Raw genomic sequence first — 15,670 nt, 5'->3', positions numbered from 1 at the left:
TGCGGCAACGCCCATTTTTGCCCACTTTTCCGATTGACGGCAACCTGAGGCGCTGAAATGGTGCCCCGGTTTTTAGAGCCTGCCTGGCCGGATGGGCCGTTGCGCCGCGCGTTGCGCAACCAGAACGGGCCCTGGGGACGTCGCAAGACATTTGGGGGAGGACCAGCGTTGCAAGCGTTGCTGAAATTGAGCCGTGGGATCGATGCCTTCACGACCTGGACCGGCAAGCGGCTGGCGTGGCTGATCCTGCTCGCCGTCATCATCTCGACGATCAACGCCATCGTCCGCAAGACGCTCGACACCTCCTCGAATTCCTGGCTCGAGCTGCAATGGGTGCTGTTCTCAGCCGTGTTCCTGCTGTGCTCGCCCTGGACGCTGCTCGACAACGAACACATCCGCATCGATATCGTCAACGCCACGCTGCCCAAATGGCTGCGTGACACCATCGACGTCGTCGGCCATGTGCTGTTCCTGATCCCGCTCTGCGTCGTGATGATCATCACCAGCGTGCCCTTCTTCCTGCGCTCGTTCGAGATCAACGAGCAGTCCAGCAATGCCGGCGGCCTGCCGCAATGGCCGGCGAAGTCCCTCATCATGCTCGGCTTCATCTTCCTGCTGGTGCAGGCCGTCTCCGAGCTGATCAAGCGCATCGCAGTGATGCGCGGGCTGATCCCCGATCCCCACGCTTCGAAGTCCCATGGCATCGAGGCCGAGGTCGAGCACCTCGTCGAAGCGATCGAAAAGAAGTAAGCGGCGGGCTGGGGGGATCCAATCAATGACTGCGTTTCTGATCGCCAATATGGCGCCCATCATGTTCGGCTCGCTGGTCGTCATGCTGCTGCTCGGCTATCCGGCAGCGTTCTCGCTTGGCGCCGTCGGCCTGTTCTATGCCCTGATCGGCATCGAGCTCGGAGAATTCCGTCCGGACTTCCTGCAGGCGCTACCTGAACGCGTCTACGGCGTGATGAACAACGACACGCTGCTGGCGATTCCGTTCTTCACCTTCATGGGCCTGGTGCTGGAACGCTCCGGTATGGCCGAGGACCTGCTCGACACCATCGGGCAGCTGTTCGGCACCATCCGCGGCGGTCTCGCCTATGCCGTCGTGTTCGTCGGCGCCCTGCTTGCCGCGACCACCGGCGTCGTCGCCGCCTCCGTCATCTCGATGGGCCTGATCTCGCTGCCGATCATGCTGCGCTACGGCTACGATCGCCGTCTCGCCTCCGGCATCATCGCCGCCTCCGGCACGCTGGCGCAGATCATCCCGCCGTCGCTGGTCCTGATCGTGATGGCCGACCAGCTCGGCAAGTCGGTCGGCGACATGTACGAGGGCGCGTTCATTCCGGGTCTCGTGCTGTCGGCGATCTATGCCAGCTATGCGTTCCTCGTCAGCATGATCTTCCCGAAAGCAGCGCCCGGCCTGCCCGCCGAGGCGATCGGCTTTCGCGAGGACTCCGGCGACCGCGGCCTGAAATCGCTCGGCGTACTGTTCCTCGCGTCATGCGTGTTCGGCTGGTACGTGATGCGCGGCTCGGAATATCACGGCGCCGACTTCGTCGTGCTCTGCATGTTCTCCGGCATCGTGTTCGCCTTCGCGGTCGCAGTCGTGAACTGGTTGCTGGAGCGCACCACCGGATACCGCTTCCTGTCTCGCATGGCGCAGCAGACCACCTTCGTGATGGTACCGCCGCTGTTCCTGATCTTCCTGGTGCTCGGCACGATCTTCATCGGCCTCGCGACGCCAACGGAAGGCGGTGCGATGGGTGCGGCCGGCGCGATCATCCTGGGCGCGATCAAGCGGCGGCTGAGCTTCGACCTGGTCCGGCAGGCGGTCGAGTCCACCGCCAAGCTGTCGGCCTTCGTGGTCTTCATCCTGGTCGGCGCGCGCGTGTTCTCGCTGACCTTTTACGGCGTCAACGGCCACGTCTGGGTCGAGCACCTGCTCACCTCGCTGCCCGGCGGCCAGGTCGGCTTCCTGATCTTCGTCAACGCCTTCGTGTTCGTGCTGGCGTTCTTCCTGGATTTCTTCGAGCTGGCCTTCATCATCATCCCGCTGCTCGGACCCGCGGCCGAAAAGCTCGGCATCGACCTGATCTGGTTCGGCGTCATCCTCGGCGTCAACATGCAGACCTCGTTCATGCATCCGCCGTTCGGCTTCGCGCTGTTCTACCTGCGCTCGGTGGCGCCGAAGGAGTCCTATCTCGACCGCGTCACCGGCAAGCGGATGGAGCCGGTCACCACCGGACAGATCTATTGGGGCGCGGTGCCGTTCGTCGTGATCCAGATGATCATGGTGATCCTGGTGATCCTGTTCCCGTCGATGGTCATGCACTACAAGGGCGCCGCATCGACCGTCGATCCGAACTCGATCAAGATCGACATTCCGCAGATCGACGCCCCGCCGCTGGACTTCGGGCCGCCGCAGATCGATCCGCCGAAGCAGTGACGCCCCGCTGCGCCCGGTCACCGCACCAACGAAAAACCCCGGCGCATGCGCCGGGGTTTTGTCTTGTGCGAGAGGCGTGACGCTGTCGCGCCTCAGCTCAACGGGTTGCGCGCCATGAAGGCGTCGTAGCCGATCTCGGCGACCTGGAACCAGGAGTAGCCGTTGCCGGCAAAGGCGCTCAGCGACTCCAGCGTCTTCTTGAAATCCGGGTTGGTGGCCGAGACCTCGGAGTGCAGCTCGCGCGCCGCCTTGATGCAGGCCTGCATGATCTCCGGCGAGAAGCCATGAAGCTTGGCGCCAGCGGCGAGCAGCCGGCGCAGCGCCGGCGGATTGCCCTGGTCGTACTTGGCCATCATCCAATTGTTGGCGTAGTGGCCGGCGTGCTCGACGATCTTCTGGTAGTGCTTGGGCAGTGCATTCCACTTGTCCTGGTTGACAAAGGCGAGCAGCATCGGCCCGCCCTCCCACCAGCCCGGATAGTAGTAGTGCGGGGCGACCTTGACGAAGCCGAGCTTCTCGTCGTCATACGGACCGACCCACTCGGCGGCGTCGATCGTGCCCTTCTCCAGCGCCGGGTAGATGTCGCCGCCGGCGATCTGCTGCGGCACCGCGCCGAGCTTCTGCAGCACGCGGCCGGCGAAACCGCCGACGCGGAATTTCAGGCCCTTGAGATCGTTGACGCTGGTGAGCTCCTTGCGGAACCAGCCGCCCATCTGGCAGCCGGTGTTGCCGGCGAGCAGCGAGACGACATTGTACTTGGCGTAGAACTCGTTGAGAATCTCGCGGCCGCCGCCCAGCATGTACCAGGCTTGGTTGATGCGCATGTTCGGCCCGAACGGCACCGACGAGCCGAAGGTGAAGGTCGGGTCCTTGCCGAAATAGTAATAGGACGCGGTGTGGCCGATCTCGACCGTGCCGTTCTGCACGGCGTCGAGCACCTGCAGGCCGGGGACGATTTCGCCAGCGGCAAACGGCTGGATCTGGAATTTGTTGTCGGTGGCCTCGCCGACCATCTTGGCCATCATCTCGGCGCCGCCATACAGCGTGTCGAGCGATTTCGGCCAGCTCGTCGGCATGCGCCATTTCAGCTCCGGCATCGATTGCGCAATGGCCGGCGCCGCGATCGCCGCCGCACCGGCTGCGCCCAGCCCGGTGACCTTGATGAAGTCTCTCCGCTTCATGTCTTCCCTCCCTCGTGGTGATATGTGCTCGTTTCCTGGGCAGCCTTCTGTGGGGCCTCGGTTCCAGTGTGGATCAAAGCGCGCGAGAGTGCCATTGCGAAACGTTGTCGCAACGCAACGCAAAAGCCCGGCCTCTTGCGAGGCCGGGCTCATGTCGATCCGCCGATCTGAAGCTTGCGATCAGCCGCGCGTACGCGAGCGAATCATGAAGCTGTCGTAGGTGTATTCAGCAACCTGCCACCACAGATACTCATCCGAGCGGTAGGCCTGCATCGCGTCGATGACCTTCTTGAAGTCGGCGTTCTTGGCCGAGATCTCGCCCCACAGCTCGTTGGTCGCCTTGAGGCAGGCCTCGAGCACCTCGTTGGTGAACGGGCGCAGCTGCGTGCCGCCGGCCACCAGGCGCTTCAGCGCCGCCGGGTTCACCTGGTCGTAGCGCGCGGCCATCCAGGTGTTGGCGTTGACCGTCGCGTTGGCGAGGATCGACTGATAGTGCTTCGGCAGCTCGTTGTACTTGTCGAGGTTGGCGAAGGCATGGACGGTCGGACCGCCTTCCCACCAGCCCGGATAGTAGTAGTACTTGGCGACCTTCTGGAAGCCGAGCTTCTCGTCGTCATAGGGACCGACCCACTCGGCGGCGTCGATGGTGCCCTTCTCCAGCGACGGATAGATATCGCCGCCTGCGAGCTGCTGCGGCACGACGCCGAGCTTCTGCAGCACCTGGCCGGCAATGCCGCCGATGCGGAACTTGAGGCCCGAGAGGTCGGCGACCGTCTTGATCTCCTTGCGGAACCAACCGCCCATCTGGGTGCCGGTGTTGCCGCAGGGGAAGCCGATGACGTTGGCCGACTTCTTGAAGAACTCGTTGGCCAGCTCGTTGCCGCCGCCCTGGTACAGCCAGGAGTTCTGCTGCCGGGCGTTGAGGCCGAACGGGACCGAGGCGAAGATCGCGAAGGTCGGATCCTTGCCGACGTAATAATACGACACCGTATGGCACATCTCGACGGTGTTCTTGGAGGTGGCGTCGAGCGCCTGCAGACCCGGGACGAGCTCACCGGCCTGGAAGACCTGGATCTGGAACTTGTTGTCGGTCATCTCGGCGACCTGCTTCGCCATGTACTCGGCGCCGCCATAGATCGTGTCGAGCGACTTCGGGAAGCTCGAGGTCAAGCGCCACTTGATCTCGGGCATCGACTGCGCGATCGCCGGCGAGGCCACCGCGGCCGACGCCGCGGCACCCGCGGCTGAGACCTTCAGAAAATCACGACGCTTCATATTAAGGCATCTCCTTGTTGGGGGCGTTTCCCGTGAAAAGCATTTTGTCGACCGACGCGATTCTTCGCGGCAGCTCGAAGACGATCCGGGCCGGGCTTTAGCACGGAACCGGTTAACCGAAAACGCGACGTTGGGATGACGAACAGTCCAATGGTCGCAGCCACTTCGCTGCACTGCATCAAGCAGCGGCGATGGTGTCCTTGAGCTGCTCGCGGACGGCGGAGGCGATGCTCCGGTAGATCGCCGCATGCGGTCCGCCCGGCTCGCTCTCGACCACCGGATTGCCGGCATCCGAGGTGGAGCGGATATCCATGTGCAGCGGGATCTCGCCGAGGAACGGCACGTCGAGCCGCTCTGCCTCGTGGCGCGCGCCGCCATGGCCGAAGATATCGGAGCGGGTGCCGCACTCCGGACACTGGAAATAGCTCATGTTCTCGATGATGCCGAGCACGGGCACGTTGACCTTGCGGAACATCGCCAGCCCGCGGCGGGCGTCGATCAGCGACAGGTCCTGCGGCGTCGACACGATCACCGCGCCCTTCAGCGGCACGTTCTGCGCCAGCGTCAGCTGCGCATCGCCGGTGCCGGGCGGCATGTCCACCACGAGCACGTCGAGCGTGCCCCAGGCGACGTCGCGCAGCATCTGGTTGATCGCCGACATCACCATTGGCCCGCGCCAGATCATCGGGCTGTCCTCGTCGACCAGGAAGCCGATCGACATGATCGACAGGCCGAAGCGCGACAGCGGAATCATCTTCTTCTCAGGCGTGAGCTGCGGCTTCTCGTGCAGCCCGGTCAGACGTGGAACCGAGGGGCCGTAGATGTCGGCGTCGAGCAGCCCGACCTTGAGACCGAGATCGCGCAGGCCCAGCGCGAGATTGATCGCTGTGGTCGACTTGCCGACACCGCCCTTGCCCGAGGCGACCGCAATGACCGCGGCGATGCCGGGGATCGCCGCCTGCTTTGACATCGGCGAATCGGAGGGATGCTGGTGCTGATGTGGACGATGGGCCGAGGCCGGCTGCACGCCGCCCTGCCGCGGCGGCGGTGGCGCCGAACCCGCCTTGCGCTCGGCGGTGAGCGCGATCATCGCCATGGTCACGCCGGGAATCGCGCGCACGGCGGCTTCGGCCTGGGCGCGGGCATCCTCCCAGGCACGGGCCTCGCTGGCCTCGACGTTGATCGAGAAGAACACCTTGCCGTCATTGGCCGTGATCGGCGACAGCACGCCGGCATCGGGCAGCGCCACCCCGCGTGGCGAGCGAACCCGCTTGAGGGCCTCGAGAACCTGCTGCTGCGTCACGCTCACGGCGCGTCTCCTGAAAACGTTCAGAACGCGCCACATCGTCGCGCCCTATCCTGTTGGCCGGACGCGATCTTCCGTCGTTGCCGAAAGGATCGCGCCAGCCCTCTGTTGCGCTGCTTCATAATGAAGCCCGACTCAAAACGCCACCTTGGTGCCGATGTCACCGGCGGTCTCCACCGGGGCATCCCCGGCCTGCTCCTTGGCCGCCTCGTAATTCAACTCGATCATCACGCCGTTCGGGTCGCGCACGAAGATCTGCCACAGCTCGCCGCCGGGAACCTGGCGCGCGTCGTACGGCATGCCCTTTTCCGCGAGCCGCGCCTTCATGCCGGCGAAGCCGCGGCTGACGAAGGCGACGTGATGGACCACGCCGGAGTCCGGCTTCTGTGCCTCCGAGGTCGGCGAGATATCGACCAGATGCACCACCGGCCGGCCCTCGCTGTACATCCAGGCGCCTGGAAAGGCGAAGTTCGGCCGGGCACCGTTCTCCAGCCCGAGCACGTCCTCGTAGAAGCGGATCGTCTCCTGGAGGTTGCGGGTCCGGATGTTGAAATGATCGAGCACGCCGACGCTGACGCCCATGCGAGACACTCCCTGGCTTGATCGTTGATGGACTGGATTTCGTTGCCGGATGGCGGCTTTGCAAGCCGTCATGATGATGCCTCTTTAGCACGGACGCGCGGCTTCGCATCCGTCACGAAGCCGTTGCCCCCGTCTCGCAAGCGGTTATGGTGCGGCGGTCCAGCATGCCGCCGCGAGCCGCGGCCGGATGCTGATGTGTTCCTTCCAAGAACGGCCCGGCCCTTTCGAGGCCGCCGGCAGAACCCCAAGGTCAAGGTAGCTCATATGGCTAAAGTCGCTTTCATCGGTCTCGGCGTCATGGGTTTCCCCATGGCAGGACATCTCGTGAAGAAGGGCGGTCACGAGGTCACGGTCTACAACCGCACCGCGGCCAAGGCGAAGGAATGGGCGGACAAGTTCGGCGGCAAGTCCGCAGCGACGCCAAAGCAGGCCGCCGAGGGCCAGGACTTCGTGATGTGCTGCGTCGGCAACGACAACGATCTGCGCGCGGTCACGATCGGTCCCGATGGCGCCTTCGCCGGCATGACCAAGGGCGCAACCTTCGTCGACCACACCACGGCCTCGGCTGAAGTGGCACGTGAGCTCGACGCCGCAGCCACCAAGGCCGGCTTCAAATTCATCGACGCGCCAGTGTCCGGCGGCCAGGCCGGCGCCGAGAACGGCGTGCTGACGGTGATGTGCGGCGGCGCCGCCGACGCCTATGCCGGCGCCGAGCCGGTGATCGCGGCCTATGCAAGGATGTGCAAGCTGCTCGGGCCGGCCGGCTCCGGCCAGCTGACCAAGATGGTCAACCAGATCTGCATCGCCGGCCTCGTGCAGGGCCTTTCCGAGGGCATCCACTTCGCCAAGAAGTCGGGCCTCGACGTCCCCGCCGTGATCGAGACCATCTCCAAGGGTGCTGCCCAGTCCTGGCAGATGGAGAACCGCTACAAGACCATGAACGACGGCAAGTATGACTTTGGTTTTGCGGTGGAATGGATGCGCAAGGACCTGTCGATCTGCCTCAGCGAAGCGCGCCGCAACGGCGCCCATCTGCCGGTGACCGCGCTGGTCGACCAGTTCTACTCCGAGGTCGAGAAGCTCGGCGGCAAGCGCTGGGATACGTCGAGCCTGCTGGCCCGGCTCGAGAAGTAAAAGCCAACGCCTGGTTGCGACTCCAACGGCCGCTGCTCAATTCGAGCGGCGGCCGTTTTGCGTGGGCCGGTTGCGAGAGCGACGCGGCCGCTGTCAAAACGAGCCCGCCTGCCGCTCCCAATGGCCTCGCGCACTCCATTGCGCGCCCCGCGACTCGCTGATACCCGTTGCAATCGCCAATCGTTCGCAGATGTTGCAGAACTGAGACAGCATAAACCGGAATCGAGATTTTGTGATGTTATAACGTTACATCTTCATCGGCTCGGGCTAACTCTCGTCCTGGTCATCGTGAACGTCATGGGGCGCAGGCGCTGGCGTGGTCGGCATCTGCGGTAGGGATCGGAATGAGCGTGCGGACGATATTGGGCTCGCTGTCGTTGGCGGGGTTGGTGGTGGCCGGCTGGTCAGCGGGGCCGAATGTCCATGCCCAGCAGGCTGTGAGCCCCGACCGGAGACCTGACACCTTGCTCCCGGACGTGACGGTCGATGCCCCGCGACAGCGGCAGGCGGTCAGCCGATCTGCCTCGACGAGCCGGACGGCTGACCGGACCAGGCGCCCTGCGCCACGCCCTGCAGCGGCGCCATCGCAAGCGACGGAGCCATCCGTCCCCTCCTCCGCCGACGCAGCCTCGACCGCGACGCCGCTCAATGGCAATGCGATCCCGGCAGCCGGCAGCCGGCTCGGCCTGACCTCACGCGAAGTGCCGGCGACGGTCGACGTGGTCGGCGCGGAGACGCTGCGTGAGCAAGGCTACCACACCACCGTGGACGCGGTGAAAGGCGCCGCCGGCGTCAGCGCCGGCGATGCGCCGAACGATGTCGGCTACGCGATGCGCGGCTTCCAGGGCAACCAGGTCAACGTGCTCTACAACGGCATCAACATCGGCCCGACCGGTTTCACCGCGCTGACGATGGAGACGTTCAATCTCGATCGCGTCGAATTCCTCAAGGGCCCCTCCTCCCTGATATCTGGCCAGGGCGCGGTCGGCGGGACCATCAACTTCGTCACCAAGGCGCCGCACACCGGACCGGTCCAGAACGAAGCCTTCGTCGGCTTCGACCAGCGCGGCACGTTCCGCAGCGGCTTCGGCTCCGGCGGCAGCACGACCGTCCAGGGGCTCGACTATCGCTTCGACATCAGCCGGACCAAAGAGGTCGGCTTCATCGACGACACCGAGTTCAAGAACGTCCACGTCTCCGGCCAGCTGAACTACCGCCTGTCCGACAGCTTCAAGACGTTCGTGGCCGCCGAGTTCAAGGACTACAAGGCCAAGCCCTATGAGGGCACGCCGCTGGTGCCGGTATCCGTCAGCGGCGCCAACGCGACCGGCGGCATCGTGTCCGGCACCAAGATCTCCGACTACAACGGCAGCAATCTCGGCGCGGTCACGATCGACCGCCGGACGTTGTCGACCAACTACAATGTTGTCGACGGCCACAAGACGATCAAGGAGTCCTGGGTCCGCAGCGGGTTCGAATGGGACCTGAGCAACGCCGTCACGCTGCGGAGCCAGATCTACAACTACAATGCCAGCCGCGACTGGTACAACAACGAGGTCTCGGCGTTCAACGCTGGCACCGGCATGGTCGATCGCGAGCGCTTTTTCGTCCACCACAACCACAACATGGTCGGCAATGTCACCGACGTGACCTGGAATGCCAACCTTTTCGGCTTCGCCAACCGCCTCGTGGCCTCGGTCGAGAGCTCGCACACCGATTTCACGCGGCCGGGTGCCGCGAACTTTCCCGGCGAGCCGGTCGCGCTGATTGGCTTCGATCGCGGCACCTATGGTGACCTGAGGACACAGTTCCAGTCCGCCACCATCGATAGCGTCGCGCTCAATCTCGAAGACCGGTTGAAGATCACCGACAGCTTCGCGCTGATCGGTGGCCTGCGCTACAACCCGTTCACGCTCGACCGCACATGGATCCGGGATGGCACCATGAGAGCCGGCTTCCCCTACTCCAAAAGCTGGCAGCCGCTGACCGGCCGCATCGGCACCACCTGGGAGGCGCTGCCGGGCACCACCTTCTACAGCCAATATGCGACGGCGACGGACATCTCGGCCGACAGCATCTTCATCCTGACGCCGACACAAAATCTCACGCTGTCGGACTCCCGCAGCTACGAGACCGGCGTCAAGCAGCTCGCGTGGAACGGACGCGCGGAGTGGACCTTCTCGGCCTTCGACATCGAGCGCAACAACGTCTACAGCGCCCAGGCCGGCCAGCAGCTCAACCTCGCGGGCAAGGTGAAGTCGCAGGGCATCGAGCTCGCCGTCGCGGTGCGGCCGACGCCGGAGAGCAAACTGTGGGGCAACGTCGCCTATGTTCGCGCGCGCTACGCCGACTACGATCTCGCGAACGGCGGCTCGTTCTCCGGCAACACGCCGCCGAACATTCCGGCCGTCATCGTCAATGGCGGCGGCTCCTACCGCTTCCTCAATCCGGGCTGGTGGCCGGTCGAGCTTGGCTTCTCCGTGCGCCATGTGGGGGACCGCTGGAGCACGGATGCGAACACGGTGAAGCTCAACGCCTATACCACCGCCGACCTGTTCGCCTTCGTCGACCTGCCGAAAGTGCCGCTGTTCGCCACCGCGACCAGCACCCGCCTCGCCTTCCGCGTCCGCAACGTCACCGACAGACGCTACGCGGCCTGGAGCGATCCGTTCTATCCCGACCAGATCTTCCTCGGCACGCCCCGCACCTACGAGGTCGAAGCCTCGTTTAAATTCTGACGCCAACATGATCCGGGCGCTGATCCACACCCATCGCTGGCTCAGCATCATCATCGCTCCGCTGTTCGTGCTGTGGTTCGCGACCGGCATCGTCATGCACTTCGTGCCGTTCCCGGCGCAAACGGAGAGCGAGCGCTTCGCCGGGCTGGCGCCGTTCGAGCTCACGCCTTCCCTGCGCAGCCCCGCCGAGGCGCTGGCGTCGAGCCGGATCGGCGAACCGGACCGCATCAGGCTGATCCGGCGCGTGGATGGCCCGGTCTACATCATATCAGCGCATGACCGCAGCACGGCCGTTCATGCCGACACGCTCGCGGCGGCCGACGTGACGGAGCCTGACCTCGCCCTCTCCGTCGCACGCGCCAGCGCACAGCAGCGCGGGCTCGACGCCAGCGCCGCTGCAGTCGCCGCACGCGACGACTATGATCAATGGACGGTGCCGAACCGGTTCGATGCGCATCGGCCGCTGCACCGGATCACCCTCAACGATCCCGGGGGCACCGAGCTCTATGTCTCGTCCCGGACCGGCGAGGTGGTGCTCGACACCACGCGTTTCCAGCGCGGCTGGAATTACGTCGGCAGCGTCGTCCACTGGATCTATCCGACTCTGCTGCGGAAAAACTGGGCGGCCTGGGACGCCGTCGTCTGGTGGCTGTCGCTGGCGGCGGTCATTGCTGCCGTGGCGGGCGGCCTGCTCGGCCCTCTCAGGCTGAGGCTGCACACGGCGCGGCTCTCCTCGCGCTATCGCGGCTGGCATCTGTGGCACCATTGGGCCGGGCTTGTCTGCATGCAGTTCGTGCTGACCTGGATCGTCAGCGGCTGGCTGTCGATGGATCATGGCCGGCTGTTTGCGACCGGCCGTCTCGCGCCGTCCGAACAGGCCGTGCTCATCGGCACGCCCGACTGGACCCGCCTGAGCGCCACGGCGCTCGCGGCCGTGCATGGTGAGATCAGGGAGATCGAATGGTTCGCCTTCGGCGGCCGCCTGTATCAGCGCGCGCGGCGCGGGCTCAGCCAGCAGCAGATGTCCGTGCTCGACGCGTCCACCTGGAGAACCGTCGGCCGCTTCCTGCAGCCGGCCGACATCAACACCCTGACCATGGCTCTGCGCGGCGACTGTGCGCGGTCGGCCGAGGTCGAGCCGGGTGACGACTATCACTTGGCCTCCGACGTGCCCGGAGCACCGGTCCATCGCGTGGTCTGCGGCGAGACCTGGTATCATGTCGATGGCGCCACCGGGGCCGTGCTCGAGCGGCTCGATCCGTCCAGGCGCACCTATCGCTGGCTGTATCAGGCGTTGCACACGCTCGATTTCCCGACCCTGCTTGGGCACGCAACGCTGCGCACCCTGCTCATCGTCGGCCTGTGCGCGGCCGGCTTTGCCTTCAGCCTCACCGGCGTCGTGATCGGCTGGCGGCGGCTGCGCAGCCTGGGCGCCGAGCCGCGCGCCAATGGTTAATTTTAACGCGCGGTTAACGCAAATTTTTCGTTGTCTATAGTCCGTCTTAAGGATTTCGAGCCAGTTATAGACGATGCAGAAAGCAGCCCGTTGGCCCCGGGCAGGAATGTATCGTTGTGATGAGTAAGCCTGCGGAAACGCCCGAGATTGTCGAGCTTCCGGCCGATGCGCCGGCGCTCGCGCCGGCAAGCCAGCGCCGAGCGGCGCAGCAGCGGGTGCGCGAGGCGCGCGACCGGTTAACATCGACATCGGGAACGCGGCCAGCCTTCGATCGCGAGCTGCTGCGCCAATACGCACAGACCCGCATCTCCGCCTCCTACATCGTCATGCTGCTGGTGGTCGCGGCCGGCCTGATGCTCAGCGTCTGGCTGCATGCCCTCGCGGCCGGTGCCTGGACGCTCGGCGTGCTCTGCATCCATGCCGCGATCGTGCGCAACTGCCACAGCTTCCTGGCCGACCAGCCGTCGCTGGCGGCCACGCGGCGCTGGCGCACGCGCTTCGTGCTGCTCGACCTGCTCTACGGCGTGTGCTGGATGGCGATCCTGATCCATCCCGCGCTGGCGGAAGTATCCGGCACGCTGATGATGTTCCTGATGCTGCTGGTCATCGCTGTCTCCAGCATGCTCGCCGCCAATCTGCCGCTCGCGGCGGTCGCCGTCACCGCCCCCGTGACCGTGGCGATCACGCTGAGCCTCGCGCTGTCGGGAACGTTCGACAACTATCTGCTCGCCGGATTTGCCGTTGCGGCGGAAGGCTACTTCGTGCTGCTCGCGCATCAACTGCATTCGACCACGCTCGCGACCCTCGAGGCGCGTGCCGAGAAGGACGCCCTCATCGGCGAGCTCGAGCAGGCCAAGGCGATCTCCGACGAGGCGCGCTATCGCGCCGAGGCCGCCAATGTCGCAAAATCGCGCTTCCTCGCGCAGATGAGCCACGAACTGCGGACGCCGCTGAACGCCATCCTCGGCTTTTCCGAGGTGATGAAGAGCGAGATCTTCGGTGGCCATGCCGTGCCGGTCTACAAGGAATATTCCGCCGACATCCACAATTCCGGCGTCCATCTGCTCAACCTCATCAACGAGATCCTCGACCTCTCGCGCATCGAGGCCGGCCGCTACGAGCTGAACGAGGAAGCCGTCGCGCTGGTGCACGTCGTCGCCGACTGCCACCACCTCTTGAAGCTGCGCGCGACCAGCCGCGGCATCACCATCCACGAGGTGTTCGAGCAGAGCATGCCGCGGCTGTGGGCGGACGAGCGCGCGATCCGCCAGGTCGTGCTCAACCTGCTCTCCAATGCGATCAAGTTCACGCCGCAGGGCGGCGAGATCTGGCTGAAGGCGGGATGGACCGCGTCCGGCGGACAATATCTGAGCGTCAGGGACACCGGCTCCGGCATCCCCGAGAACGAGATTCCGATCGTGCTCGCCTCGTTCGGCCAAGGCTCGAATTCGATCAAGTCGGCCGAACAGGGCGCGGGCCTGGGCCTGCCGATCGCCAAAAACCTGATCGAGATGCATGCCGGCACCTTCACCCTGAAATCCAAGGTCCGCATCGGCACCGAGGTGATCGTCACCTTCCCGCCGGAACGGGTGATGTCGGCGCTGGCGCCGCTGTCGGACGAGGCACCGCCGCTGCAACCGGATCCTGCCCTCGCGCCCGCCCAGGAGAAGCGGCGGCTGTTGCGCAGACCGATCATGAATGCCGGAACGGGACTGTGAGATGATTGCACTTGAAAAACGGTGCCAGAACCTTTCACTAGGGCATGATGAGCCACGACACGCCGTGCATTGCCGTCTGCATGATCGATCCGAAGACCAAGCTGTGCTTCGGCTGCGGCCGAACGCTGCCGGAGATTGCCGCCTGGGGACGCCTGTCGCGCGACGAGCGGCTCGCCCTGATGGACGGATTGCCGATGCGCATGCGCGACGCCGGCCTCCCCGCGATGACGCGCAAGCACGACTGAGCCCGTCGTCGCCGCTGGGAGGCGCCGCATGAACAAGGTCGCGCTGGTGCTCGTCACCATGGTGCTCACCGCGGGCGCCGTCATCGTCTACAAGGATCCGGAGCAGGCCGCGCTCGCCACCGACACCGTCTCCGAGGTGCTGCGCAGCCGCGCACTGCGGGCCAAGACGTCGCCGAACACCAATGCCGTCGAGATCGAGCGCACGCGAGGCGGCGAGTTCGCGCTGCGTGCCAAGATCAACGGCGTCACCGCGCCGATGGTGGTCGACACCGGCGCCACCTCGGTGGTGCTGACCTACGAGACGGCGAAGGCTGCCGGCCTGCCGCTCGAGATGCTCGACTACGACGTCGATGTCGAGACGGCCGGCGGTCACACCAAGGCGGCGCGGCTGACGCTCGACCGGCTCGCGATCGGCAAGCTGGTGGAGCGCTCGGTGCCGGCGCTCGTGGTGCCGCACGGGCAGATGAAGACCAATCTGCTCGGCATGAGCTTCCTCGACCGTCTGGAACGCTGGGAGGTGCGCCCCGACCGGCTGATGATGCACGGCTATCCCGAGCGCAGCTGACGGATCAGGCCAGCACGGCCGCCGGTTGGCGCGCCTCGACCATCGCCACGGCCTCGCGCAGCACCTCGATGCCCGCCTCCGGCTTGACGCCGCGCTCGGCGAGATGACGGCGAAACGCCCGCGCGCCCGGAACCGCATGATAGGCGCCGACGAGATGCCGCGTGATCGCATGCAGCCGCATGCCTTGCCCGATCTGACGTTCGATGTAGGGCTCGAGCGCCGCCAGCGCGTCCTTCATGTCCCGATGTGGCGATGGCTCGTCGAACAACACGGGATCGACATCGAGCAGCCGCCACGGCTCCTGATAGGCGGCGCGGCCGAGCATGACGCCGTCGACATGCGCGAGATGCTTTTGAGCGGCCTCGATGCTGCCGATGCCGCCATTGATGATGACCGGCACCTGCGGCAACCGCGCCTTGAGCCGGTACACCCTGTCATAGTCGAGCGGCGGGATGTCACGGTTCTCCTTCGGCGACAATCCGTTCAGCCAGGCCTTGCGCGCGTGCACGATCAGCGCGTCCGCGCCTGCGTCGACCACCGCATCGGCGAGCGCATCGAGCGCGACCTCCGGATCCTGATCGTCGATGCCGGTGCGGCACTTGACGGTGACGGGAATCTTGACGACGCGCTTCATCGCCGCGACGCAGGCCGCGACGAGCGCCGGCTCCGCCATCAGGCAAGCGCCGAACCGTCCGTCCTTGACCCGGTCCGACGGACATCCGACATTGAGATTGATTTCGTCGTAGCCGAAATCCTCGCCGATCCGCGCCGAGGTCGCGAGATCGGCCGGGTCGGACCCGCCGAGCTGCAGCGCCACGGGATGCTCGCTCGCATCGAAGCCGAGCAGCCGCTTTCGATCGCCATGAATGACGGCCCCGGTCGTGACCATCTCGGTGTACAGCAGCGCCCGGCGCGACAACAGCCGATGGAACGCCCGGCAATGCCGATCCGTCCAATCCATCATCGGCGCTGTGCAGAACCGCCACCTGTCGTTAGCCCCTGCATTCATTGATTTATCTGTCAT

13 protein-coding genes are annotated in these 15,670 nt (G+C 65.4%); 8 read left to right on the top strand and 5 right to left on the bottom strand.

Annotated elements, in window-relative coordinates; all coding sequences use genetic code 11:
* Positions 1-168 precede the first annotated feature (168 nt).
* Positions 169-750 carry a TRAP transporter small permease subunit gene (locus tag ACQR1I_RS36520; protein ID WP_434869897.1) on the top strand — a complete coding sequence of 194 codons (582 nt, stop codon included), beginning with the start codon at positions 169-171 and terminating at the stop codon, positions 748-750.
* 25 nt (positions 751-775) lie between these two features.
* Complete coding sequence (locus tag ACQR1I_RS36515) at positions 776-2,446, top strand: TRAP transporter large permease (protein ID WP_434869896.1); 1,671 nt, start codon at positions 776-778, stop codon at positions 2,444-2,446.
* Positions 2,447-2,538: 92 nt separating this feature from the next.
* On the opposite strand, the gene ACQR1I_RS36510 is transcribed toward ACQR1I_RS36515, so the two are convergent.
* From ACQR1I_RS36510 to ACQR1I_RS36495, 4 genes are all read right to left on the bottom strand, one after another.
* On the bottom strand, positions 2,539-3,627 hold the full coding sequence (locus ACQR1I_RS36510; RefSeq protein ID WP_434869895.1) for a TRAP transporter substrate-binding protein: 1,089 nt from the start codon (positions 3,625-3,627) through the stop codon (positions 2,539-2,541).
* 180 nt (positions 3,628-3,807) lie between these two features.
* On the bottom strand, positions 3,808-4,902 hold the full coding sequence (locus tag ACQR1I_RS36505) for a TRAP transporter substrate-binding protein (RefSeq protein WP_434869894.1): 1,095 nt from the start codon (positions 4,900-4,902) through the stop codon (positions 3,808-3,810).
* Positions 4,903-5,080: 178 nt separating this feature from the next.
* Positions 5,081-6,211 (bottom strand): Mrp/NBP35 family ATP-binding protein, encoded by a 1,131-nt coding sequence (locus ACQR1I_RS36500; protein ID WP_434869893.1) that lies wholly within the window; start codon positions 6,209-6,211, stop codon positions 5,081-5,083.
* A gap of 132 nt (positions 6,212-6,343) precedes the next feature.
* Positions 6,344-6,790 (bottom strand): VOC family protein, encoded by a 447-nt coding sequence (locus ACQR1I_RS36495; protein WP_434869892.1) that lies wholly within the window; start codon positions 6,788-6,790, stop codon positions 6,344-6,346.
* Between the two features lie 264 nt (positions 6,791-7,054).
* Between ACQR1I_RS36495 and ACQR1I_RS36490 the strand changes: the two genes are divergently transcribed.
* The 6 genes from ACQR1I_RS36490 (at position 7,055) to ACQR1I_RS36465 (ending at position 14,646) form a co-directional block, all read left to right on the top strand.
* A complete protein-coding gene (locus ACQR1I_RS36490; protein WP_434869891.1) occupies positions 7,055-7,924 on the top strand; it encodes an NAD(P)-dependent oxidoreductase in 870 nt (289 codons plus the stop codon).
* A gap of 701 nt (positions 7,925-8,625) precedes the next feature.
* Complete coding sequence (locus tag ACQR1I_RS36485) at positions 8,626-10,662, top strand: TonB-dependent receptor (protein WP_434869890.1); 2,037 nt, start codon at positions 8,626-8,628, stop codon at positions 10,660-10,662.
* 7 nt (positions 10,663-10,669) lie between these two features.
* Entirely contained in the window at positions 10,670-12,118 is a 1,449-nt protein-coding gene (locus ACQR1I_RS36480; protein WP_434869889.1) for a PepSY domain-containing protein, read from the top strand.
* A 119-nt stretch (positions 12,119-12,237) separates the two neighbouring features.
* Complete coding sequence (locus ACQR1I_RS36475) at positions 12,238-13,836, top strand: sensor histidine kinase (protein ID WP_434869888.1); 1,599 nt, start codon at positions 12,238-12,240, stop codon at positions 13,834-13,836.
* Positions 13,837-13,883: 47 nt separating this feature from the next.
* Positions 13,884-14,081: a DUF1289 domain-containing protein gene (locus tag ACQR1I_RS36470; RefSeq protein WP_434869959.1), complete on the top strand. Its 198-nt coding sequence runs from the start codon at positions 13,884-13,886 to the stop codon at positions 14,079-14,081.
* Positions 14,082-14,109: 28 nt separating this feature from the next.
* Positions 14,110-14,646, top strand: a complete 537-nt coding sequence (locus ACQR1I_RS36465; RefSeq protein ID WP_434869887.1) for a TIGR02281 family clan AA aspartic protease — start codon at positions 14,110-14,112, stop codon at positions 14,644-14,646.
* Between the two features lie 4 nt (positions 14,647-14,650).
* On the opposite strand, the gene dusA is transcribed toward ACQR1I_RS36465, so the two are convergent.
* On the bottom strand, positions 14,651-15,655 hold the full coding sequence (gene dusA / locus ACQR1I_RS36460) for a tRNA dihydrouridine(20/20a) synthase DusA (RefSeq protein WP_434888987.1): 1,005 nt from the start codon (positions 15,653-15,655) through the stop codon (positions 14,651-14,653).
* Positions 15,656-15,670: the final 15 nt, after the last annotated feature.

Origin of the sequence: Bradyrhizobium sp. HKCCYLS2038 (assembly GCF_051167655.1) — a bacterium.
In the GTDB taxonomy this organism is placed as follows: Bacteria; Pseudomonadota; Alphaproteobacteria; order Rhizobiales; family Xanthobacteraceae; genus Bradyrhizobium.
This window is presented reverse-complemented; position numbering and strand designations above follow the sequence as displayed.